We start from the raw sequence: 20,729 nt of genomic DNA, 5'->3' as shown, positions 1-20,729 counted from the left end.
CAGATTGTTGGGAGGAGCACACCCGTGGCCCGTGACAGTCAGGCACGCCGCACGCCAAAGAAGCGCAAGGAGAAGGACCCCGAGGGTCGGATGTCCCTCGGCGAGCACCTGACCGAGCTGCGCAATCGGCTGATGATCTGTGCCCTCGCCGTGCTGGTGCTCGCGATCGTCGGCTGGTTCCTGTTCCCCACGGTGTTCGAGGCGCTCCAGCGTCCCTTCCGCATCGCCTCCAAGGCAGGGATGGAGGCCGATCTGAACTTCCAGGGCGTCGCCACCGGCCTGAGCGTACGGCTGCAGATGTCCGCCTACCTGGGCCTGCTGCTGGCCGCACCGATCATCATGCTGCAGGCATGGTTGTTCATCATGCCGGGCCTGCACAAGAACGAGCGCAAGTACGCGCTGGGCTTCTTCGGTGCCGCGATCCCCCTGTTCTTCCTGGGCTGCGCCGCCGGGTACTGGGCCGTCAACCAGCTGGTGCCGGTGCTGCTCAGCTTCACCCCGGTCACCGATGGCGTCCAGCAGCTGATCAAGTACGACGAGTACCTCGCTCTGCTGGTCAAGACCATGCTCGCCTTCGGCATCGCCTTCGTGATGCCGGTGGTGCTGGTGCTGCTGAACTTCCTGGGCATCCTTCGGGGCCATTCGATGCTGAAGGCCTGGCGCTGGGTGATCTTCCTGTGCTTCGCCTTCACCGCGATGATGGTGCCCACCCCGGAGCCCTTCACCCTGATCGGCATGTCCGCCGCGATCTCCAGCCTCTTCTTCGCCGCCGTGTTCATCTCCATCTGGAACGACAAGCGACGGGACAAGAAGGAGGCAAAGGCCGCCCAGAGCCTGTCACCGGACCAGGCCAGCCGGATCGACCACGTCGTCGAACCGATCGACGCCCCCTCCCGCATCGACGAGCCGGAGAACAGGTGAGCCGACTCCGGGTAGGGCTGCTGTTCAACCCCACCGCAGCGCTCGGCACCGCTCACCGGGTGGGCCGCCAGGTGGGGAACCTGCTGCGCCTGTCCGGGATCTCCGTGGTGGACCTGTCCGGATCCTCCGCCCACGTGGCCCGGGCACGTGCGCTCGAGGTCCGCGACACCCTCACCGCCCTGGTGGTCGTCGGCGGGGACGGCACGGTGTCCCTCGGGGCCGAGGTGGTGGCCGGCACCCCGGTGCGGCTGGGCGTGGTCCCGGCCGGAAGCGGCAACGACTTCGCCCGCGCCCTGGGACTGCCGGAGAACTCACCGGCGGAGGCCACCCGAGTGCTGCTGCACGCGCTGTCCCGGCCGGTGGTCACCATCGACGCCATCGAGATCACCTCAGCCTCCGAGCACGCGCTGCCCCACCGCTCCCTGGCGCTGGGCAATGTGAACCTCGGTTTCGACGCCCTGGTCAACGCCCGCGCGAACAGCGCCTCCCGCGGCCACGCCGTCCGATACTCCACCGCCGTGCTGCGTGAGCTGCCCTCGTTCCGACCCCTGCCGTACTGGATCCGCATCGACGACGGCGAGCGCATCGACCTGGACGCCTCCCTGATCTCCCTGTGCAACTCCGGGGTGTTCGGCGGTGGCATGCGCATGGTGCCCGAGGCGCGGGTGGACGACGGTGTGCTGGAGCTGGTCACCCTGACCGGTATCGGCCGCACGAAGCTGCTGCGCTTCTTCCCCCGCGTGTTCAATGGCACCCACACCAGCGTCGACGGCTTCGAGGTCCAGCCTGTGCGGAAGGTCACCGTGGGGCTGCGGGACGGTCGTCGCCTGCGCGCCTATGCCGACGGCGAGCCGCGCATCGAGCTGCCCATCACCGCCCGCGTGCTGCCCGGAGCCGTGCGGATCCTCGCCGACCCGGGCCGGAGCCAGCCGTGAACCCCAACTCGTCCTCGGACACCCCCTCGCCCGCCCAGCAGTACGCCCGCTGGGCCGCGGAACGGCGCGAGCAGAAGGCGATCGAGGGCACCGAACTGGCCGCCTTCACCGCGCGGTACCCCTTCGCCCTGGACGAGTTCCAGCTGGCATCCTGTCGGGTGCTCGAGCAGGGACGGTCGGTGCTGGTCGCAGCCCCCACGGGCGCCGGGAAGACGGTGGTGGGCGAGTTCGCGGTGCACCTGGCACTCGCCCAGGGGCGCAAGGTGTTCTACACCGCCCCCATCAAGGCGCTGTCCAACCAGAAGCATGCCGAGCTCACCGAATGGCTCGGCGCGGAGCGGGTGGGTCTGCTCACCGGGGACACCTCCGTGCGACCGGACGCGGACGTGGTGGTGATGACCACCGAGGTGCTGCGCAACATGCTGTACGCCGACTCCTCCCTCCTGGACGGACTCGGCTTCGTGGTGATGGACGAGGTCCACTACCTCGCCGATCGTCTGCGGGGCCCCGTCTGGGAGGAGGTCATCATCCACCTGGCCCCCTCGGTGCAGCTGGTGGCGCTCTCGGCCACCGTCTCCAATGCCGAGGAGTTCGGAGCCTGGCTGCAGGAGGTGCGCGGCTCCACCGAGATCGTGGTCTCCGAGACCCGCCCTGTGCCCCTGTGGCAGCACGTCATCATCGGCGACCAGATGCTGGACCTGTTCGTGGACGACTCCGGCGACCCCGTGATCTCCCACGGCCCCGGGGCCCGGTCCGACCGGCAGGTCAATCCGGAGCTGCACCGCCTCACCGCGCTGGCCACCCAGCTGCCGGAGCGCCACGGTCCTGACCGGGGTCGCCGCGGCGGCCTGCCCAGCCGCAGGGGCACCCGCGGCCGCCACCGGCCGCGCGGCTCCGCCCAGCGCCGACCCGAGCGCGAAGCCCGCCACGACCTGGACCGTCGGGACCACGACCACCGCGGGAGCCGCGACCACCGGGATGACCGGCGCAGCGGGGGAGGCGGCCGCATCGGGGGCGGCCAGCGCAGCCTGCGCCGACCCGAGGTGCTCGCCCTGCTGGATCAGCACGCCCTGCTGCCCGCGATCATGTTCATCTTCTCCCGGGCCGGCTGCGAGGCGGCGGTGCGGCAGTGCGCCCAGTCCCGGGTGCGGCTCACCAGTGAGCAGGAGCGCCGCGAGATCCGCGCCGTGCTCGACGAGGAGCTCTCGCTGATCCCCTACGAGGATGCCGAGATCCTGGGCGTGGCGGCCTTCCGCCGTGCGGCTCTGGACGGCTACGCCTGCCACCACGCGGGCATGCTGCCCCTGCTGAAGACGGTCGTGGAGCACCTGTTCGAACGCGGCCTGGTCAAGGCGGTGTTCGCCACTGAGACCCTGGCGCTGGGCATCAACATGCCGGCGCGCTCCGTGGTGCTGGAGAAGCTGGTCAAGTTCAACGGGGTCGAGCACGCCGACCTCACCCCCGGGGAGTACACCCAGCTCACCGGCCGCGCGGGCCGCCGCGGGATCGACACCGAGGGGCACGCGGTGGTGATGGCCGGCCCCCGCTTCGACGCCGACGCCGTCGCCTCCCTCGCCTCCCGACGCACCTACCCGCTGCGCTCCGCCTTCCGGCCCACCGCGAACATGGCGGTGAACCTGCTGGACCGCTTCGACCTGGCTCGTGCCCGGGAGACCCTCGAGACCAGCTTCGCCCAGTTCCAGGCCGACCGCTCCGTGGTGGGACTGGCCAGGCGCGCCCGGGAGCTGGAGGAGACGGCCGAGTCCTACCGCCAGGCCATGGAGTGCGACCGCGGGGACCTCGTGGAGTACGCCGACATCCGCGAGCGCATGAGCGAGCGGGAGAAGTCGCTGTCGCGCGCTCGGGCCGGCGCCGACCGCGACCGCACCCGGTCCACCCTGCGCAGCCTGCAGCGCGGCGACGTGCTGGCCCTGCCCGGCGGCAAGCGCCGCGGCTACGCCGTGGTGCTGCACGTGGACCGCGAGGTGCTCGGCGGCCCCCAGGTGCAGGTGCTGGACACCGAGGCCCGCCTGCGCAGCATCCGTCCCGGAGACCTGCCCTCGCCGCCCGCCGCGCTCGCCCGCCTTCGCCTGCCCCGCCCCGAGAAGCTCGGCAGCGGCAAGGTGCGCAAGGACACCGCCGCGGCACTGCGCCAGCGCCTGGCCGGCCACGACGACGACCCGCGACGCGAAGTGCGGCGGAAGGCAGGCCGCACACCGTCCACCGCCGCCACCGACGAGACGCTGATCGCTCTGCGCGATCAGCTCGCCTCCCACCCCTGCGCCGACTGCCCGGAGCTGGAGTCCCACCTGCGCTGGGTGAACCGGTGGCGCTCCACCCGCCGCGACCTGGCCGGCGTGCACCGCCGCATCGAGGGCCGCACCAGCTCCCTGGCCAAGCAGTTCGATCTGCTCACCGGGCTGCTGGAGGAGCTGGGGTACCTGACCCGGGCAGGGGAGGGGGAGCTTGAGCCCACCGAGCGCGGGCTGCGCTTGCGACGCATCTTCAGCGACCGCGACCTGCTGATCGCCGAATGCCTCGAGCACGGTGCATGGGAGGGTCTGGACGCGGCGGGCCTGGCCGCCGTGGTCTCCGCCGCCGTCCACGAGACCCGGCGGGACGAGGGCAGGGCGCCCGAGCTGATCGACGACCCCTCCGTGGAGGCCGCCCTGATCGCCTCGGGCGAGATCGCCGCGCAGCTGCAGGCCGCCGAGTCCCGCCACGGCGTCGACGCCACGCCGCCGCCCGATCCCGCCGTGGCGGCCGTGGTGCACCGCTGGGCGCGTGGCATGCACTTCGCCGCGGCCCTGGACGGCTCAGACCTGCCGCCCGGGGACTTCGTGCGCCACTGCCGGCAGGCGGTGGACCTGCTGGACCAGCTGACCCCCGACGAACGCCTGGGCGCCACCGCCCGGGCCGCCATCGCCGCCGTGCGCCGCGGGCTGGTGGCACAGGAGATCGATCGATGAGCCCCACCGCTCCCGCCCAGCTGTACACCGGGATCGTGCTGTACTCGACCGCGGATCCGGAGGCCTCCGCGATGCTCGTGGCCGATGGCCTCATCGCCTGGACCGGACCGGAGGACTCCGCCCGGGTGCTGCACCCTGGTGCCCAGGTGATCGAGGCGACCGGCTGCCTGCTCACCCCCGGCTTCGTCGACGCCTCCGCCAGCGCCGACGGCACCTTGCCCGATCCCGATCAGGAGCAGACCGCCCTCGCCCGCGGCATCGTGCGCCGCCTCCCTGGCGGCAGCGCGGCCGGCGCCTCCGAGGGCGTGCGGGTGGTGGCCCCGCTCGCCGAGCGCGTCGACTACCGGTCCCTGCTGGCCGACGGCGTGCCGCTGGCCTTCGGCTCCGCCGGAGTGGCCGAGCACGCCGACCCGTGGGCATGGGTGCGTGCCGCCGCTCAGCAGGGCCCGGTGGAGAGCCGCATCAGTGATCGCGCCGCGTTCCTGGCCGCCACCCGCGGTGGGCACCGTGCCGCTGGCGATCGCGCCCCGGGCTCCCTGCTCACCGGGACCGAGGCCACCTTCGTGGTGTGGGAGCCCTGGGACCTCACGGTCCGGGGCCAGGGTGAGCAGTTCGAGACCTGGTCCACGGATCCGCGCGCCCGCACCCCGCTGCTCCCGGACCTCGCCCAGGGCGCGCCGCGCGCGCTGCGCACCGTGGTGCGCGGGACCGTGGCGCACGACGAGATGGGTGGGCGGATCTCGTGAAACGTCGACAGCCCCTCGAGGAGGTCACCGCCACGCCCTGGCCCGTGGCACTGCTGTGCGGTGCGGCCGGGGGCGTGCTGGCGCTGCTGGCCTTCCCCCCGTACGACCTGTGGATGCTGATGCCGGTGGCGCTGGCGCTGCTGTCGATCGGAGTGCTCACCCGGTCCTTCCTGCCCGCGCTGCTGTCGTCCCTGGCCTGGGGGCTCGCCTTCTTCGTGCCCCTGACGGAGTGGGCGAACACCTATGCCGGCACCATGCCGTGGCTGGCGCTGGGTGTGGTGCAGTCGCTGTACATCGTGCTGTACGGGCTGCTGGCACGCACCGTGATGGTGCGCCGCGGTCTCGGTGCCGGGTCCCTGGTGGTGGTCAGCGCGCTGTGGGTGGCGGTGGAGACGCTGCGCAGCCACGTCCCGTGGGGCGGGCTTCCGTGGGGCGCGACGGGCTTCGCCCTGGCGGATTCGCCCCTACTGAACCTCGGGCCCTGGATCGGGATGGCGGGAATGGCGCTGGTGGTGGCCGCCCTGGGCCAGCTTCTGGTCCACGGAGTGCTGTGCGTGCTGGGCCGGCGCCGCCGCGGCCTGGGCGGCCTCGCCGGGGTGTGGCCCCTGGCTATGGCGGTCGCGGCGGTGCTGGCCACCATGGTGGTCCCGCACCCGGTCAACCGCGCCCCCGACGACCGACCGTCCATGACGGTGGCAGGGGCGCAGGGCTCCATGGATCCCATCGACCCGGGGTCGATGGCCATGCCCGAGGGTGTGTTCGAGAACCACCTCGAGGTGACCCACGACGTCACCGCCGCCACCCAGGAGCAGGGGCGGCAGCTCGAGCTGATCGTCTGGCCGGAGGACTCCACCGCCTACGACCCCCGCCTGGACCCGTACCGCGGTGAGGCACTGACCGACGCCGCCCAGCAGGCGGGTGCCCCCATCCTGGTGGGCACCCAGACCCCGGTGGGGGAGGAGCACCGCTACAACCACTCGGTGCTGTGGACCGCCGACGGTGAGACCCCCTACGTGTACGCGAAGCGCCACCCCGTGCCCTTCGGCGAGTTCGTCCCCGCCCGGGACTTCTTCCGCATGATCACCGACAAGGTGGACCTGGTGGGCCGGGACATGCTCCCCGGCACCGAGGTGGGCGTGATGGACCTGCAGGAGCTGGGGCTGGGGGAGGGCCGTGTGGGGGTGCTGATCTGCTTCGAGATCGCCTACGACACCCTGACCATCGACACGGTGCGCGAGGGCGCCGAGCTGGTGGTGGTGCAGTCCAACAACGCCCTGTTCGGCGACTCCCACGAGGCCGTGCAGCAGTTGGCCGAGGCCAAGGTGCTGGCCGTGGTCACCGGACGCAGCGTGGTGCACGTGTCCACCGTGGGCCATTCCGCGATCTTCGGGCCGGAGGGACGGCGCCTGGACTTCGTGGACCACTGGGAGCAGGGTGCAGTGATCGCGGAGGTGCCGCTGCGCACCGGGATCACCCCAGCCGTCGCCGGCGGCATCTGGATCGCCATCGGCATCAGCGCCGTGGGACTGCTGGGCTGGCTGGGGGCGCTGACCGGACCGCGCCGAGGAGTGCTGCGCCACGTGCCGGCGGTCGCGGGCCGGGGAGAGGGCAGCAGCCGCGCACGGGCGGGCGTGCAGGACGGGAGGAGCAGCCGATGAGTGCATCGGAGCAGCGAGTGCTGGTGGTGATCCCCACCTACAACGAGCGTGCGGCGCTCCCGGGCACTCTGAGGCGCCTTCGCACCTCGGTGCCGGCGGCGCACGTCCTGATCGCTGACGACGCCTCCCCGGACGGCACCGGGCAGTGGGCCGACGGTGCGGCCGAGCGCGACGACCACGTGCACGTGCTGCACCGGGCCGGCAAAGAGGGACTGGGACCCGCGTACCTGGCCGGTTTCGCCTGGGGCCTCGAACGGGGCTACGACGTGCTGGTCGAGATGGACGCCGACGCCTCCCACCGCCCCGAGCAGCTGCCGCGGCTGCTGGACGCCGTCGCCGAAGGGGCCGACCTGGTGATCGGCTCGCGCTGGGTTCCCGGTGGCCGGGTCCACGACTGGCCGCTGCGCAGGCTCGTGCTCTCCCGTGGCGCGAACCTCTACGCCGGGATGCTGATGGGCCTGGAGGTGCGCGATGCCACCGCCGGTTTCCGTGCCTTCCGAGCCTCCCTGCTGCGGCGCCTGGTGGAGCAGCAGGTCGCCTCCCAGGGGTACTGCTTCCAGGTGGACATGACACGTCGGGCCCGGGACCTCGGGGCCGACATCCGGGAGGTCCCCATCGATTTCGACGAACGTGCGGAGGGGGCCAGCAAGATGAGCTCCGCGATCGTGCGGGAGGCACTGGTCAAGGTGACCGCGTGGGGGCTGGGCCATCGCGCCCAGCAGGTGCTCGGGGCGCTGGGCTACCCTGGGCGCGGTCCGACACGAGGGGAGACGCCGTGAGCACTGCATCGCACCGCACACCGCCGGCCGACGCCGGCCGCGAGCGCCCCGGCGGCTCCCGGCGTGAGGGCCCCCGCTGGGCCGCCTGGCTGCCGATCGCCTTCGTGGTGCTGGGCGTCCTCGAGTTGGCGATCCTCATCATCATCGGTGTCAACACCAGCCTGTGGTGGTCCGTGCTGATCGTGGTGCTGGGCTGGATCATCGGCGTGGCCCTGCTGATCGCCGCCGGCCAGCAGTCCTTCGTCCGCCTGCGCTCCCTGGTGCGCGCGGTGCGGGGCAGGGGGGACGTGCAGGATCATCTCTCGCGCCCGATGTTCACCCTTCTCGCAGCGTTCGCGTTCTTCTTCCCCGGCCTCATCACCGACGTCATCGGGGTGGTCCTGCTGCTCACCCCGGTGCAGCGCCGCACCGTGAAGGCCATGGGCCTCGGCAGCGGTTCCACGGGTGCTCGAAGCGTGCTCTACCGCCGTTCCAGCGGGGGCGTCATCGATGGTGAGATCGTGCTGAACGCGGAGCCCACGGATCGCCCGGGCACACATGACGAGGGCGGGGCCGACGGCTCCCGCCGTTCGACCCCGCCCACGATCACTCAGGACTGAGCGCGCACCTCACAGGGTGCGGCTGGAGTGCAACTTCCCTGCCCGCAGCAGCTCCAGGCGCTGGTCGAGAAGCACCTGCAGGTCCTTCTCCTCGCGGCGCTCCAGCAGCATGTCCCAGTGGGTGCGCTGCGGCTTGCCAGGCTTCTCCTCGGGCTTCTCGTGGTCACGCAGCACCGCGGTGGCGCCGCAGCGGCACTCCCAGACGGCGGGCACGTCGGCCTCCACGGAGAAGGGAAGCACGATGTTGTGTCCGTTGGGGCAGTCATAGACGGCCTCCTGGCGCGGTGCGGCGAGAACGCCCTCGTCGGTCTCCATGGAGAGGGAGCCCAGACGGGTGCCTCGCAGGCTGCGGCTGTTCATGCGGTTCTCGCTTCCTGCCGGCGGGGGCGCGGTGCCGCGCCATGCCTGCCGGTGCTTCGGGGACTGAGGTCTGAGGGGTGCAACGCCGGGCGCCCGGATTCTGTTCCCGACTGGTGCCGCGCCCCACCAGGGGCGTCAGGACGACCCGGTGGCTGCACGGTGCGGTGAACCGGTCGCGTCCAGCAGGTCGCCCAGCCGGTCGACACGGTTGGTGATAATACCATCCACCCCCATGACCAGCAGGTCCTTCATGGCGGGGATCTCGTCGATCGTCCACACGTGGACCTCGCAGCCGGCGCGGTGGGCGGCTGCCACGGTGCGCGGTGTCACCACGGGCACCTGCCGGTGGGAGACGGGCACCTGGAGTGCACCGTAGGGGGCCAGCAGCCTGCGCACTGCGGCGGTGGGTGCTCCGGAAGCCACCAGGCCCAGGAACAGTGCGATCGCACGCCGTGAGGGGCTGCGCACAGGGGTGATGCCGGTGGCCTCCCGCACCTTCTCAACAGCCCGCGCGGTGACGGCGTCGTCGAATCCGGCCAGGCAGATGCGGCCGGCACTGCGCGTGCGGGCGATGGCGCGGACCGCCGGCTCGATCGCCGAGGGAGCCTTCACATCGATGTTCACCGGGAGGTCGGAGAACGTGCCCAGCACGTCCTCCAGGAGGGCCAGGGGCTCGTTCCCGGCCAGCCGTACCGCGCGTGCCTGCCTGTCGTCGAGGCTGTCGATTCGGCGGGCGTCACCGGCGACCCGCAGCAGGTCCTCGTCATGGAAGGCCAGTGCCAGGCCCTCGGCGGTGGCGCGGGTGTCGGTCTCCAGCATGTCGGCACCGGCGTCGACGGCGTCCTGGAAGGCTCGCATCGTGTTCTCGGCCCCGTCGAGGGCGAGACCCCGGTGCGCGATCCGCCGCGGGCGCGGGCCGGGGAGGAAGCGGGAGGGTGGATCCAGGGGCGCATCGGCCCTGTTGCTCGGCCCGCCGGGCCGGGGGGAGTCAGTGCTGGGGGTGCTCGAGGAGCGCATCCTCTTCCTCCTCATCGCGGCTGCGGCGTCGTGCACGGGGCTCCCGGGCGGCACGGGAGGGGGTGTCGTCATCGTCGGACTCCTCCTGGATCAGGCGGTGGGTGCGGTAGACCAGGGCCGCCGGGAAGAACAGGGCGAAGATCCACCACTGGAACGCGTAGGACAGGTGCGGGCCCAGGGAGGTGTCCGGGGGCTCCAGGGCAGTGGGCTTGTCCGCAGGCGGATCCTCCGAGACCAGGCTGCCGTAGGCCCCCGTCACCAGATCCGCATCGAGATCCCCGAACTGCTCCAAAGGAAGCACCGGGGCGATCTGCTCCGGCGCCACCGAGTGGACCTGCCCGCGCGGGTTGCCGCGGCGCTCGAGCGGGGGTTCGGCCGGTCGCAGTCGCACCGTGATGGTCCGCTGCCCCTCGGGAACGGACGGCGGATCGGCCGGGGCGGAGTCCTGGTCGTGGGCGGTCACCCATCCCCGCACCACCAGCAGCACAGTGCCGTCATCGGCCTCGAAGGGGACCAGCTGCCAGAACCCGACCTGGGAGCCCTGGGTGCGGTTGCGCACGTACAGCTCGCAGGCGCGGTCGGTGCAGTACTGGCCCCGCAGCTGCACTGGAGTCCAGTCGTCCGCCGGGCCGAGACCGGCTGCCGGATCATCGAGCACCTGATCGAGGGCTACCGGCTCCGCGTCGTAGTTGGCCTCGACGATCCGGGCCTGGTCGCGGCGGTCCTCGAACCGGCCGTACTGCCACCGCCCCAGTCCTGCGCAGACGGCCATCGCCAGCAGTACGACGAGCAGCCCGACGAGGGTGTCGCGGCTGAGGAGGACTCGGCGCCGGGCGGACGGGGCGGCCTGGGACGAGGACGCCGTCATACGTCGCCCGGTGTGACCGGGAGGGCGGCACCGAGCCAGCCGGTCATCATGCCGGGCAGCTTCTCGACGGCGAAGTCGGTGAGCATCACGAACATCACCGCGGTCGCGGCGGCCAGAAGGAAGCCCAGCACGGTCGCCAGGATCGTCATCGCCAGCCGCAGCCGCGGACGGTTCTTCACCGGTTTCGCCGGGGGGAAGCCGTAGTCCTCGTCCTGCAGGTGGTTCTCTGACCACATGCCGGGATTCAGCACCGACACCGGATAGGTGTCCACCCGCGCCCGCGGGCGGGCGCCGCTGGCCGGGACGTCCTCCGACAGCTGCAGAGGCGGCTCCCCACGCGAGGGCAGCCGCTCACTCAGCCACAGCCGCCAACCGGCCGGAACCGGCCCCCACCCGTGCTGCGGACGGAAGTCCGCGGGAGGCACCCACCCGTCGTGCGGGGGTTCCGGCCAGTTCGGCGGCGGGTTGAAGCGCTCGGTCACTCAGGGACGTCCCAGGTGTACTGGTCGGTGAAGGAGTCGAACTCCAGCTTCAGCCCACCGGCGCGCACAGGTGCGAACAGCATTCGGATCGTGTACTCCTCACCGGCCTTGATATCGGTGGGCGCATCCATGCCGACCCCAGCGTCCTTCAGCGAGAAGGTCTCGGTGGCGGGGTCGAGCTTGCCGCCGTACGGAGTGACGACCGCGAAGGTGAACGGGTTGAAGTATAACTCGCCCTCGGTGACGGTAATCTTCGCCGTCGCCGCCAGGTAGTCGCCGTTCTCGCTGGGCTCGATGTTGCCGCCATACACACTGGGGAGCTGGTCGGCGGGCAGCCATTCCATCGAGACCTGCATCGTGCCGCGTCCGTCCATGGAGACGACCTCGACGGGTTCGGCCGCCGGGTCGACGGTGGGAAGCACCGACGGGGTGACGACGTCGTCGCTGGCGGCCTCCTCGGAGGTGGGATCCTCGGAGGTGGGATCGTCGGAGGTGGGATCCTCGGAGGTGGGATCCTCCGTGGCGGTGGTGGTGGTTCCCCCGTCTCCTGTGGGATCGTCGCCGCCGCGGTTCATCAGCACCAGGCCGCCCACCAGACCGGCGATCAGCAGGCCGATGAGCAGTAGCACGAGGCAGCCGACCCACCAGAAGCGAGCGATCGCACTCTTCTTCGGCGCGTTCTCGGGGCTCGTGGTGGCCGTCCACTGCGATGCGCTGTCCGGGGAGCCGTAGCCCTGGCTGGGGGACGCCTGGCCGTAGGGCGATGCCTGACCGTACCCCTGGTCGACGGGATCCTGCCCGTAGCCCTGGTTCGGGGACGCCTGGCCGTAGCCCTGGCTGGGGGACGCCTGACCGTAGGGCGATGCCTGGCCGTACCCCTGGTCGACGGAGTCCTGCCCGTAGCCCTGGTTCGGCGATGCCTGGCCGTAGCCGGCAGCGGCCCCTCCGGCGGCGAGACCGCCGACAGTGGCAGATCCGTCGACAGGGTGGTTCGTGCCCTGCTGCGGGTAGGACTGGTCGGAGTAGCCCTGGTCGCCCGTCTCGTAGGGTGCCTGCTGGGCCAGATCGGCCTCCAGATCCGGGCCGCCGTACTCCGCGGTCTCGGGCGCACCCGGCTGCTCGATCGGACCCTCGCCGACCTGCGCGGCGCTGCCGGGATCCTCGGCCGGCGCCTGCTCGCCGGTGCCGGCGAGAGGGGTCGCATCGTCCTCGGGAAGGGGAGCGGCATCGGCGGAGGCCGGCTCGCCGGTGCCGGCCACGCGGGTGGCGTCGTCCTCAGGCAGGGGGGCGGGATCAGAGGCGTCCTCGACCGCGCTGTCCTCGACAGGCACGCTGCCGCCGGTCACCTCACCACCGGACGCGTCACCGCCCTCGGCAGGAGCATCCGCATCGACCCAGAAGTTCCAGTCGGCCGGCGGCGGGCCCCACGACGGATCGGGCTGCCACCCCGGGGGCGGAGTCCAGTTCGGGTCCTCGATGGGCCAGTTCGGCGGAGGATTGAAGCGATATGCCATCTGAGGCACCTTCCCGATGTCGACTGCGGTCGGCTCCCCCCGAAGGTTGCGACCATTCCTGCCACGTATCGTAGAGCACACCCAGCCCGGGGCCCTGTGCCCGACCCCACCTCAGGAGAGCCGATGTCCGATCCCGCCACCGAACCGCGCAGCGTCCTCATCACCGGGGGCAACCGAGGCATCGGCCGCGCCATCGCTGAGGAGTTCCTGCGGCGCGGGGACAAGGTCGCCGTCACCAGCAGGTCCGGCTCCGGTGGGCCCGACGGCGCGCTCACCGTGGCCGCGGACGTCACCGACGGGGACAGCCTCGACGCGGCGGTGAAGACCGCCGAGGAGGCCAACGGACCCATCGAGGTGCTCGTCGCCAACGCCGGCATCACCGACGACCAGCTGCTGCTGCGGATGGGCGATGACTCCTTCGAGTCCGTGGTGGACACCAACCTCACCGGGTCCTTCCGCACCATCAAGAGGGTGATCCGCTCGATGATGCGCAGGAAGAAGGGCCGCATCGTGCTGATCAGCTCCGTGGTGGGCCTGTACGGCTCGCCCGGCCAGATCAACTACGCCGCCTCGAAGGCCGGGCTGGTCGGCATCGCCCGCGCGCTGACCCGCGAGCTGGGCTCGCGCGGCATCACCGCGAACGTGGTCGCACCCGGCTACATCGACACCGACATGACCGCACAGCTCTCCGACGAGCTGCAGGACTCCTATCGCAAGGCCATCCCCGCGGGTCGCTTCGCCGACCCCTCCGAGGTGGCCCGCGTGGTGGCGTTCATCGCCAGCGACGACGCCGCCTACATCTCCGGCGCCGTGATCCCCGTCGACGGCGGCCTCGGCATGGGACACTGATCCTGGCCGCTCCGATCCCGGCCCTCCTGTCCCCGATGCACAAGGTGTGATCGCCCCCTCATGTCATCCTCCGACCCCGACAGTCGGCTCCTGCTCCTCATGCGCCACGGCAAGGCCGACAGCGGCGCCGGCCAGCCGGACCACGAGCGGCGCCTCACCGATCGCGGCCACTCCCAGGCGCAGCTGGTGGGGGAGTACCTCGAGTCCCAGAACGTGCGCCCCACCCGTGTGCTGGTCTCCGACGCCGCGCGCACCAGGGAGACCTGGGAGCACCTGCTCTCGACCATGCACGGCTTCGACGGCACGGTCAGCCTCCATGAGGACATTTACAACGGCGGCACCACCGAACTGGCAGCGCTGATCCGCTCCTGCGCCGATGAGGACGCGGTGGTGATGGTGATCGGCCACGAGCCCACCATGTCCAGCATGGTCGCCCAGCTCGCCGACGACGACTCGGATGCCGGATCCGTGGCCCAGGCCAGGATCGGGCTGCCCACCGGTGCGATGGGCGTCCTCTCCGGGCCGCTCGCGCACTGGTCCGAGCTCACCGACGGCTCGCTGACACTGCACACCATCGTCAGGCCCTGAGCGCTCTCAGGCCCCGGCGGCGGCCTCCAGGTGGGGCCACACGTCGGCCAGGCTCCCGTCCACGATCACGTCGGCCGCTTCCCGCAGTGCCGGCTTGGCGTTGAACGCGATGCCGATCCCGGCGGCGCGCACCATCGCCCGGTCGTTGGCACCGTCGCCGACGGCGACCACGCGCGACCGCGGCACCTCGTAGCGCTCGGCGAGATCCTCGAGGGTGCGCAGCTTCGCCTGCCCGTCGATGATCGGCCCGTCGACCCGACCGGTGAGCCGACCCTCGCGGATCTCGAACCGGTTGGCGACCACGTGATGGATGCCGGTGGCCGCGGCCAGCTCGTCGATCACCTCATGGAAGCCCCCCGAGACCAGCGCGGTCACCCATCCAGCCCGCTGCGCGTGGCGCATCAGGTTGACGGCACCGTCGGTGGGGACCAGCACCTCGCGCACACTCGCCAGCACGGCGGCGGGAAGGCCCTCCAGCAGGGCGACCCGGCGGCGCAGGGAGTCGGAGAAGTCCAGCTCCCCGCGCATCGCCTGCTCGGTGATGCGCTCCACCTCGCTCCGCACCCCGGCGTGATCGGCCACCAGCTCGATCACCTCCTGGGTGAGGAAGGTCGAGTCGACGTCGGAGACCAGCAGCCCGGTGACGGCACCGGCGGACCCGGGCCCCGTCACGGTTCGAGGACCGTGCCCTTGCCGATCACGGTGATCCCCGACTCGGTGACCACGAAGCCGCGCGCGCGGTCCTGCTCCGCGTCCAGGCTGATCTGAGTGCGGGGCGGGACCACGACGTTCTTGTCGATGATCGCCCGGTGGATCTGGCTGTGACGGCCGACGGAGACGCCGTCCATGATCACCGAGTCCGAGACGGCCGACCAGGAGTTCATCCGCACGCCGGGCGAGACCACCGAGTTGGAGACCTGCGCACCGGAGATCACCACTCCGGGGGAGATGATCGAGTCCACCGCCGAACCCATGCGGCCCGGCCCGGCGTGGACGAACTTCGCCGGCGGCACGGTGCGGTGACCGGTGTAGGTGGGCCAGTCCTCGTTGTAGAGGTTGAACACCGGATGGATGGCGATCAGGTCCATGTGGGCGTCGTAGAACGCATCCAGCGTGCCCACGTCCCGCCAGTAGTCGCGATCGCGATCGGTGGAGCCCGGCACGTCGTTGTGGATGAAGTCGTAGACCCCGGCGGCCTGCTGTGCCACGAAGTACGGCACGATGTCCCCGCCCATGTCGTGGGCGGTCCCGTCGTCCTCGGCGTCCTTGGTGACCGCTTCGACCAGGGCATCGGCGGTGAAGACGTAGTTGCCCATCGAGGCCAGGACCTGGCTGGGGTCATCGGCCAGCCCGGTGGTCTCCTTGGGCTTCTCCACGAAGCGGGCGATGGTGGTGGGGTCCTCCGGGACCGTCTCGATCACCCCGAACTGATCGGACATCTCGATCGGCTGGCGGATGGCTGCCACCGTGCACGGCTTGCCCGACTCGATGTGCGCATCCAGCATCTGGGAGAAGTCCATGCGGTACACGTGGTCCGCCCCGACCACCACCACGTAGTCGGGCTTCTCGTCGTGAAGCAGGTTCAGCGACTGGTAGATCGCATCGGAGGAGCCGCGGTACCAGTGCTTGCCCATGCGCTGCTGCGCCGGCACCGGGGCCACGTAGTTGCCCAGCAGCGAGCTCATGCGCCACGTCTGGGAGATGTGCTTGTCCAGGGAGTGCGACTTGTACTGCGTGAGCACCACCACGCGCAGGTAGCCGGAGTTGACGATGTTGGACAGAGCGAAGTCGATCAGGCGGTAGATCCCGCCGAAGGGGACGGCGGGCTTCGCCCGGTCGAGGGTGAGCGGCATCAGGCGCTTGCCCTCTCCGCCTGCGAGAACGATGGCGAGGACCTTCTTCTGCATGCGTCGAGGATAATGCAAGGGTGGTGTCCATCACGTCGTCGAACGGCCCTCGGACGAAGGTGCCGGAGGAGGGATCGTCATGCGCGTGGATCTGCTGACCAAGGAGTACCCACCGGAGGTGTACGGCGGGGCGGGTGTGCACGTCGCAGAGCTGTCGGCCGTCCTGCGGGACCACATCGAGGTGCAGGTGCGCGCCTTCGGGGCGGACCGCGACGAGCAGGACACCACCTCCTACCGGCCCCCTGCCGAGCTCTCCGGCAGCAACGCCGCCCTCAGCACCTTGGGCACCGACCTGCTGATCGCGGCGGACTGCGAGGGCGCGGACCTGGTCCACTCCCACACCTGGTACGCGAACTTCGCCGGGCACGTGGCCTCCCTGCTGCACGGCATGCCCCACGTGCTCAGCGCCCACTCCCTGGAGCCGCTGCGGCCGTGGAAGGCGGAGCAGCTGGGCGGAGGCTACCGCCTGAGCTCCTTCGCCGAGCGCGCCGCCTACGAGGCCGCCGCAGGGGTGATCGCGGTCTCCGCCGGGATGCGGGAGGACATCCTGCGCTCCTACCCGACCGTGGACCCGGCCCGCGTGCACGTGGTCCACAACGGGATCGACATCGACCAGTGGTCCCCGAACCCGGAGACCACCGCTCTGACCTCGCGCGGCATCGATCCGGAGGCGACGACCATCGTGTTCGTCGGCCGCATCACCCGGCAGAAGGGCCTGCCGTACTTCCTGCGCGCCGTGCGGGAGCTGCCCGCCGAGCACCAGGTGGTGCTGTGCGCCGGCGCCCCGGACACCCCAGAGATCGCCGCAGAGGTGGACGACCTGGTCGCCGAGCTGAACCGCGACCGCGGCAACGTGCACCTGATCACCGAGATGCTGCCGCGCACAGAGCTCACGCAGATCCTCACCCACGCCACCACCTTCGTGTGCCCCAGCGTGTACGAGCCCCTGGGGATCGTGAACCTCGAGGCGATGGCCTGCGGCACGCCCGTGGTGGCCTCCGCCACCGGCGGGATCCCCGAGGTGGTGGTGGACGGCGAGACCGGGTACCTGGTGCACTTCGACCAGCTCACCGACGGCACCGGCACCCCCACCGATCCCGAGAGGTTCATCGCCGACATGGCCCGGGCCTTGGAGCGCATGCTCTCCGACCCGGATCGCGCCCGGCAGATGGGGGAGGCATCCCGGCGTCGCGCGGCCGAGCACTTCTCCTGGACGTCCATCGGGGAGCGCACCGTCGAGGTGTACCGCGCGGTGCTGGAGTCCCACGGGGCCTGAGTGCCGGGGGTGCGGGGCGAGGGCTCAGCCCTCGGGGCCCGCTGCCCTCTGCACCGTCTCGACCAGCGCCTCCCGGGCGGCGTCGCGCAGCTCCTCTAGCAGTCGCCGTCGGGCCTGGTCATCGGCCAGAGCGAGGGCAGTGGGGGAGCCGGCCCGCAGCTCCTGCGCACTGAGCGCCAGGATCCTGCCCGCCAGGGTGAGCAGGTGCGCATCGGCTGCGGTGACGTGCCGCGGCGGCATGGTGCGTGCCCACCCGGAGGGGAGATCCCGGGCCGGGATCGGCTCGTCGGGCACCAGGTCCAGGTCCTGCGTGGAATCTGCGACCCTCTGCATCACGCGCAGCAGCTGCTCGCGGGCCGTGCCGGAGCTGCTGGCAGGGGCCAGGTTCGCGCCGAGCGGCGCGGGGGACTGCATCCAGTCCACCAGCGCGATCGGGCCCTGGAGTGAGGAGACCGGGGTGTCCTCGGGCACCAGGGTGTGATCGGGGATCCCCGCCGCGGTGACCACCAGTGCCTGTTCGGCCGCGAGCGCCGCCTGGACCGCTGTGGGCGGGCCGACGAGACCGGCGATCCTGCCAGGCACCGGCAGCACCAGACGCAGCTGCACCAGGGGCAGTCGGCGCAGCCCGGTGAGCCAGTCGAACAGCTCGACCCCCTCGGCCCCCGGGCGGTCCTTCCCGGTCCCCAGAGCGTGTTGGGCGGCGTCGTCGGGTCCCGCGTCCCCCCGCAGGTAGGCACCCGCCCACAGCATCAGGACCGCAGCGCGGGGCAGCGCCAGCAGCTCGGAGGAGGCCATCGGAGCGGTGTCCGTCAGCAGCTCTGGGCGGTGGTGGCGCCGGCCGTGCCGGGGGTGCCGGCCGCATCCGCTCCGGCGGGGCCCGCCGGCACGAAGTGGGCCTTCCCCTTCCGGGGGTCCACCGACCCCAGACGCACCCGGACCACCTGTCCGGCTTCGGCGTCCATCGGCACCCAGGCCGTGACCGGCGGGTCGATCAGCTGCACCTCCACCCGGGTGGGGGCACCACCGTTGCCGTTCTTCCCCTCGGAGGCCTCGCGACGCTCGATCACACTGGCGTCGAACTCTTCTCCCACCCAGGCCTCGAGGGCCGCCGTCTCGACCAGCTCGATCGCCCGACGCTCCAGCTCCCCGGCCTTCGTGGCGGTGGACCGCATAGCCTCGGGGATCTTCTCCAGCGCGGCCAGCAGGGCAGGGTCCGGGGACTGTCCGCGGGCATGGGCGTGGCACACCAGCAGCACGAAGCGGTCCACCAGGCGCCGCAGCGGAGCGGTGGCGTGGGCGTAGGGAGCGGCGATGGCAGCCTGCGCCGGATCCTCAGGCAGCTCCTCCGGTCTGGTGAACGCGACGTAGGAGGCACCGCGGAACAGGGAGGTGGCCTGGTTCAGCAGGGCCAGGTGGGCGGCATCGCGCCAGTCCAGGGAGCGCAGGAAGTCGCCGTAGGCCACGTTCTCCTCCCAGGGGGTGCCCAGCACCTGGGTCTGCCTCCGGAAGCGGGCGATGGCCTGGGGCTCGGCAGGCGGCATGGTGCGCAGGATCCCCGCGCCGCCGTCGATCATGAGCTGGGCGGCTGCCATCCCGGTCATCAGCGAGATCTGAGCGTTGGCCTCCTCGATCGCGTTGAGGTCGCGCCAGGTCAGGCGCACGTGGTCGCCCTCGGCCTCGACCTCCTGCTCAGGCACATTGAGGCTCGCACCGCCGCGCTCGGCCTCCTGCTGCAGGCGCAGGTCGCCGATCTCCTGCAACAGCTGCATCGTGGGGTGGCCCTGCCCGGCATCGAGCTGCTGCTGCACAGTGTCGTAGTCGAGCTTCGCGACCGAGCGCACCGTCGCGCGCTCGAGATCCACGGAGGTGACGATTCCGGCCGCATCCAGCTCGAAGGTCCACACGAACGCGGGCGTGTCCTGCTCCGGCAGCAGCGACGCCACGCCCTCGGAGAGCACCTCCGGGTGCAGGGGGATCCGGCGATCCGGCAGGTACACGGTGGCACCGCGACGGCGGGCCTCCGCGTCCAGGGCGCTGCCCAGCTCGACGAACAGGGGGACATCCGCGATGGCGTAGAGCACCCGGTAGCCGGTATCGGTGCGTTCGAGGTGCATCGCCTGGTCCAGATCCGTGGAGGATTCTGGGTCCAGGGTCACGAAGGGGATGTCGGTGCGATCGGAGCGATCGATGTCGGTCTGGCCGCTGTCGGTGCTGCCGGCACCGGCCCCCGCGGACGTGCCCGCCCTGCTCGCTGCGCGCTCCGCCTCGGCCAGCACCTCAGCGAGGAACTCGAGGGGCACCTGCTCCCGGTACTCCTCCAGCAGGGCGTCGATGCCCTGGGAGATCACATCGGCGGCGACGGAGCCGCGCGGGGCGTGGAGCGAGACGGGACGGTGCAGCACGGTGGGCTCCTGCTGGCTCTTGGGCGGGGACGGCTCGGTCAGTCTAGGGCGATAGGCTCGGCCCATGGCCCTTGCAGCAGCTTCCCTGAACGACGTCGTGGTCCGCCGCAGCGGGCGCGCCATCCTCGATTCCGTCGACCTGACCATCTCTGAAGGCGACCGCTGGGCGGTGCTGGGCCCCAACGGTGCCGGCAAGTCCACCCTGATGCGCCTGCTGGCGGCACGCCTGCACCCCACCAGCGGCACCGTGGACCTGTTCGGCGAGCGGCTGGGCCGCACCGACATCTTCGAGCTGCGCCCCCTGATCGGCCTGGCCAGCCAGGAGCTCGCCGAGACCGTCCCGGTCGAGGAGAAGGTGCTGGACGTCGTGGTCACCGCCGGGTACGGCATCGTGGGGCGCTGGCGCGAGCAGTACGACGAGATGGACCTCGACCGCGCCCGGGTGCTGCTGGACGCCTTCGGCGTGGCCGACAAGGCCGACCGCATGTTCGGCACCCTGTCCACCGGTGAGCGCAAGCGCGTGCTGTCGGCCCGCGCCCTCATGACCGACCCGGAGCTGCTGCTGCTGGACGAGCCGGCCGCCGGGCTGGACCTGGGCGGCCGCGAGGAGCTGGTGCGCACCCTGAGCCAGCTCGCGAAGGATCCGGCCACCCCCGTGACCGTGCTGGTCACCCACCACGTCGAGGAGATCCCGCCGGGCTACACGCACGCCCTTCTGCTGCGTCACGGCAGCGTGGTCGCGGCGGGCCCCATTGGCGAGACGATCACCTCGCAGAACCTCACCCGGACCTTCGGGCTGCCCCTGGTGGTGGACCGCCACGGCGAGCGGTTCAGCGCGCGCTCGGTCACCCTGTCCTGA

General features: G+C 71.5%; 20 protein-coding genes. 11 read left to right on the top strand and 9 right to left on the bottom strand.

The genetic code is table 11. The features are described 5' to 3' along the window. The first annotated feature begins 24 nt into the window (after positions 1 to 24). The 7 genes from tatC to IOE58_RS10660 are packed head-to-tail and all read left to right on the top strand — an operon-like array spanning position 25 to position 8,607. Positions 25 to 921 (top strand): twin-arginine translocase subunit TatC, encoded by an 897-nt coding sequence (gene tatC / locus IOE58_RS10690; RefSeq protein ID WP_348981950.1) that lies wholly within the window; start codon positions 25 to 27, stop codon positions 919 to 921. Continuing rightward, positions 918 to 1,856 (top strand): diacylglycerol kinase family protein, encoded by a 939-nt coding sequence (locus tag IOE58_RS10685; RefSeq protein ID WP_193866374.1) that lies wholly within the window; start codon positions 918 to 920, stop codon positions 1,854 to 1,856. Before tatC ends, IOE58_RS10685 begins: the two co-directional genes overlap by 4 nt. Further along, positions 1,853 to 4,825 (top strand): DEAD/DEAH box helicase, encoded by a 2,973-nt coding sequence (locus IOE58_RS10680; protein ID WP_193866373.1) that lies wholly within the window; start codon positions 1,853 to 1,855, stop codon positions 4,823 to 4,825. Before IOE58_RS10685 ends, IOE58_RS10680 begins: the two co-directional genes overlap by 4 nt. Beyond that, the gene (locus IOE58_RS10675) at positions 4,822 to 5,571 is read left to right on the top strand and encodes a hypothetical protein (RefSeq protein WP_193866372.1); all 750 of its coding nucleotides are present in this window, start codon (positions 4,822 to 4,824) and stop codon (positions 5,569 to 5,571) included. Before IOE58_RS10680 ends, IOE58_RS10675 begins: the two co-directional genes overlap by 4 nt. Beyond that, positions 5,568 to 7,229, top strand: coding sequence for an apolipoprotein N-acyltransferase (lnt, locus tag IOE58_RS10670; protein ID WP_193866371.1), 1,662 nt, complete (start codon positions 5,568 to 5,570; stop codon positions 7,227 to 7,229). The genes IOE58_RS10675 and lnt overlap by 4 nt, the downstream gene beginning before the upstream one ends. Next, a complete protein-coding gene (locus tag IOE58_RS10665) occupies positions 7,226 to 8,008 on the top strand; it encodes a polyprenol monophosphomannose synthase (protein ID WP_193866370.1) in 783 nt (260 codons plus the stop codon). Before lnt ends, IOE58_RS10665 begins: the two co-directional genes overlap by 4 nt. Further along, complete coding sequence (locus tag IOE58_RS10660; RefSeq protein ID WP_193866369.1) at positions 8,005 to 8,607, top strand: FxsA family protein; 603 nt, start codon at positions 8,005 to 8,007, stop codon at positions 8,605 to 8,607. Before IOE58_RS10665 ends, IOE58_RS10660 begins: the two co-directional genes overlap by 4 nt. Positions 8,608 to 8,616: 9 nt before the next feature. On the opposite strand, the gene IOE58_RS10655 is transcribed toward IOE58_RS10660, so the two are convergent. The 5 genes from IOE58_RS10655 to IOE58_RS10635 form a co-directional block, all read right to left on the bottom strand. After that, positions 8,617 to 8,967, bottom strand: a complete 351-nt coding sequence (locus tag IOE58_RS10655) for an RNA polymerase-binding protein RbpA (protein ID WP_193866368.1) — start codon at positions 8,965 to 8,967, stop codon at positions 8,617 to 8,619. A gap of 135 nt (positions 8,968 to 9,102) precedes the next feature. After that, the gene (locus IOE58_RS10650) at positions 9,103 to 9,984 is read right to left on the bottom strand and encodes a glycerophosphodiester phosphodiesterase family protein (RefSeq protein WP_193866367.1); all 882 of its coding nucleotides are present in this window, start codon (positions 9,982 to 9,984) and stop codon (positions 9,103 to 9,105) included. Then, the gene (locus tag IOE58_RS10645) at positions 9,956 to 10,852 is read right to left on the bottom strand and encodes an SURF1 family cytochrome oxidase biogenesis protein (RefSeq protein ID WP_193866366.1); all 897 of its coding nucleotides are present in this window, start codon (positions 10,850 to 10,852) and stop codon (positions 9,956 to 9,958) included. Before IOE58_RS10645 ends, IOE58_RS10650 begins: the two co-directional genes overlap by 29 nt. Further along, positions 10,849 to 11,088: a hypothetical protein gene (locus IOE58_RS14390; RefSeq protein ID WP_228019699.1), complete on the bottom strand. Its 240-nt coding sequence runs from the start codon at positions 11,086 to 11,088 to the stop codon at positions 10,849 to 10,851. Before IOE58_RS14390 ends, IOE58_RS10645 begins: the two co-directional genes overlap by 4 nt. 242 nt (positions 11,089 to 11,330) lie before the next feature. Then, the gene (locus tag IOE58_RS10635; RefSeq protein ID WP_193866364.1) at positions 11,331 to 12,848 is read right to left on the bottom strand and encodes a hypothetical protein; all 1,518 of its coding nucleotides are present in this window, start codon (positions 12,846 to 12,848) and stop codon (positions 11,331 to 11,333) included. 123 nt (positions 12,849 to 12,971) lie between these two features. On the opposite strand from IOE58_RS10635, the gene fabG reads away from it, so the two are divergent. Together fabG and IOE58_RS10625 are read left to right on the top strand one after the other, a co-directional pair. After that, positions 12,972 to 13,697 carry a 3-oxoacyl-ACP reductase FabG gene (fabG, locus tag IOE58_RS10630; protein WP_193866363.1) on the top strand — a complete coding sequence of 242 codons (726 nt, stop codon included), beginning with the start codon at positions 12,972 to 12,974 and terminating at the stop codon, positions 13,695 to 13,697. Positions 13,698 to 13,757: 60 nt separating this feature from the next. Then, entirely contained in the window at positions 13,758 to 14,285 is a 528-nt protein-coding gene (locus tag IOE58_RS10625) for a SixA phosphatase family protein (protein ID WP_193866362.1), read from the top strand. 6 nt (positions 14,286 to 14,291) lie between these two features. On the opposite strand, the gene serB is transcribed toward IOE58_RS10625, so the two are convergent. Further along, positions 14,292 to 14,957, bottom strand: a complete 666-nt coding sequence (gene serB / locus IOE58_RS10620) for a phosphoserine phosphatase SerB (protein ID WP_193866361.1) — start codon at positions 14,955 to 14,957, stop codon at positions 14,292 to 14,294. Continuing rightward, positions 14,954 to 16,192: a glucose-1-phosphate adenylyltransferase gene (gene glgC, locus IOE58_RS10615; RefSeq protein ID WP_193866360.1), complete on the bottom strand. Its 1,239-nt coding sequence runs from the start codon at positions 16,190 to 16,192 to the stop codon at positions 14,954 to 14,956. The genes serB and glgC overlap by 4 nt, the downstream gene beginning before the upstream one ends. 79 nt (positions 16,193 to 16,271) lie before the next feature. Between glgC and glgA the strand changes: the two genes are divergently transcribed. Next, positions 16,272 to 17,468 (top strand): glycogen synthase, encoded by a 1,197-nt coding sequence (glgA, locus tag IOE58_RS10610; RefSeq protein ID WP_193866359.1) that lies wholly within the window; start codon positions 16,272 to 16,274, stop codon positions 17,466 to 17,468. Between the two features lie 24 nt (positions 17,469 to 17,492). Here glgA and IOE58_RS10605 read toward each other — a convergent pair whose 3' ends face one another. Together IOE58_RS10605 and IOE58_RS10600 are read right to left on the bottom strand one after the other, a co-directional pair. Beyond that, entirely contained in the window at positions 17,493 to 18,263 is a 771-nt protein-coding gene (locus tag IOE58_RS10605; protein ID WP_193866358.1) for a hypothetical protein, read from the bottom strand. A 14-nt stretch (positions 18,264 to 18,277) separates the two neighbouring features. Continuing rightward, a complete protein-coding gene (locus IOE58_RS10600; protein ID WP_193866357.1) occupies positions 18,278 to 19,870 on the bottom strand; it encodes an RNB domain-containing ribonuclease in 1,593 nt (530 codons plus the stop codon). Between the two features lie 64 nt (positions 19,871 to 19,934). Here IOE58_RS10600 and IOE58_RS10595 point away from each other — a divergent pair, with 64 nt between their 5' ends. Further along, positions 19,935 to 20,729, top strand: a complete 795-nt coding sequence (locus IOE58_RS10595) for an ABC transporter ATP-binding protein (RefSeq protein ID WP_193866356.1) — start codon at positions 19,935 to 19,937, stop codon at positions 20,727 to 20,729.

It is taken from the genome of Brachybacterium epidermidis, from assembly GCF_015209585.1.
Taxonomy (GTDB): Bacteria; Actinomycetota; Actinomycetes; order Actinomycetales; family Dermabacteraceae; genus Brachybacterium; species Brachybacterium epidermidis.
Note: the sequence above shows the minus strand (reverse complement) of the source record. Positions and strands in the feature narration are given on the sequence as shown.

What these genes read in the sequence shown, in the direction of transcription:
- IOE58_RS10675 (WP_193866372.1), top strand. Translation starts at nt 4,822, where the DNA reads ATGAGCCCCACCGCTCCCGCCCAGCTGTACACCGGGATCGTGCTGTAC.
- IOE58_RS10665 (WP_193866370.1), top strand. Translation starts at nt 7,226, where the DNA reads ATGAGTGCATCGGAGCAGCGAGTGCTGGTGGTGATCCCCACCTACAAC.
- IOE58_RS10655 (WP_193866368.1), bottom strand. Translation starts at nt 8,967, where the DNA reads ATGAACAGCCGCAGCCTGCGAGGCACCCGTCTGGGCTCCCTCTCCATG.
- IOE58_RS10650 (WP_193866367.1), bottom strand. Translation starts at nt 9,984, where the DNA reads ATGCGCTCCTCGAGCACCCCCAGCACTGACTCCCCCCGGCCCGGCGGG.
- IOE58_RS10645 (WP_193866366.1), bottom strand. Translation starts at nt 10,852, where the DNA reads ATGACGGCGTCCTCGTCCCAGGCCGCCCCGTCCGCCCGGCGCCGAGTC.
- IOE58_RS14390 (WP_228019699.1), bottom strand. Translation starts at nt 11,088, where the DNA reads ATGTGGTCAGAGAACCACCTGCAGGACGAGGACTACGGCTTCCCCCCG.
- IOE58_RS10635 (WP_193866364.1), bottom strand. Translation starts at nt 12,848, where the DNA reads ATGGCATATCGCTTCAATCCTCCGCCGAACTGGCCCATCGAGGACCCG.
- fabG (WP_193866363.1), top strand. Translation starts at nt 12,972, where the DNA reads ATGTCCGATCCCGCCACCGAACCGCGCAGCGTCCTCATCACCGGGGGC.
- IOE58_RS10625 (WP_193866362.1), top strand. Translation starts at nt 13,758, where the DNA reads ATGTCATCCTCCGACCCCGACAGTCGGCTCCTGCTCCTCATGCGCCAC.
- glgC (WP_193866360.1), bottom strand. Translation starts at nt 16,192, where the DNA reads ATGCAGAAGAAGGTCCTCGCCATCGTTCTCGCAGGCGGAGAGGGCAAG.
- glgA (WP_193866359.1), top strand. Translation starts at nt 16,272, where the DNA reads ATGCGCGTGGATCTGCTGACCAAGGAGTACCCACCGGAGGTGTACGGC.
- IOE58_RS10605 (WP_193866358.1), bottom strand. Translation starts at nt 18,263, where the DNA reads ATGGCCTCCTCCGAGCTGCTGGCGCTGCCCCGCGCTGCGGTCCTGATG.
- IOE58_RS10595 (WP_193866356.1), top strand. Translation starts at nt 19,935, where the DNA reads ATGGCCCTTGCAGCAGCTTCCCTGAACGACGTCGTGGTCCGCCGCAGC.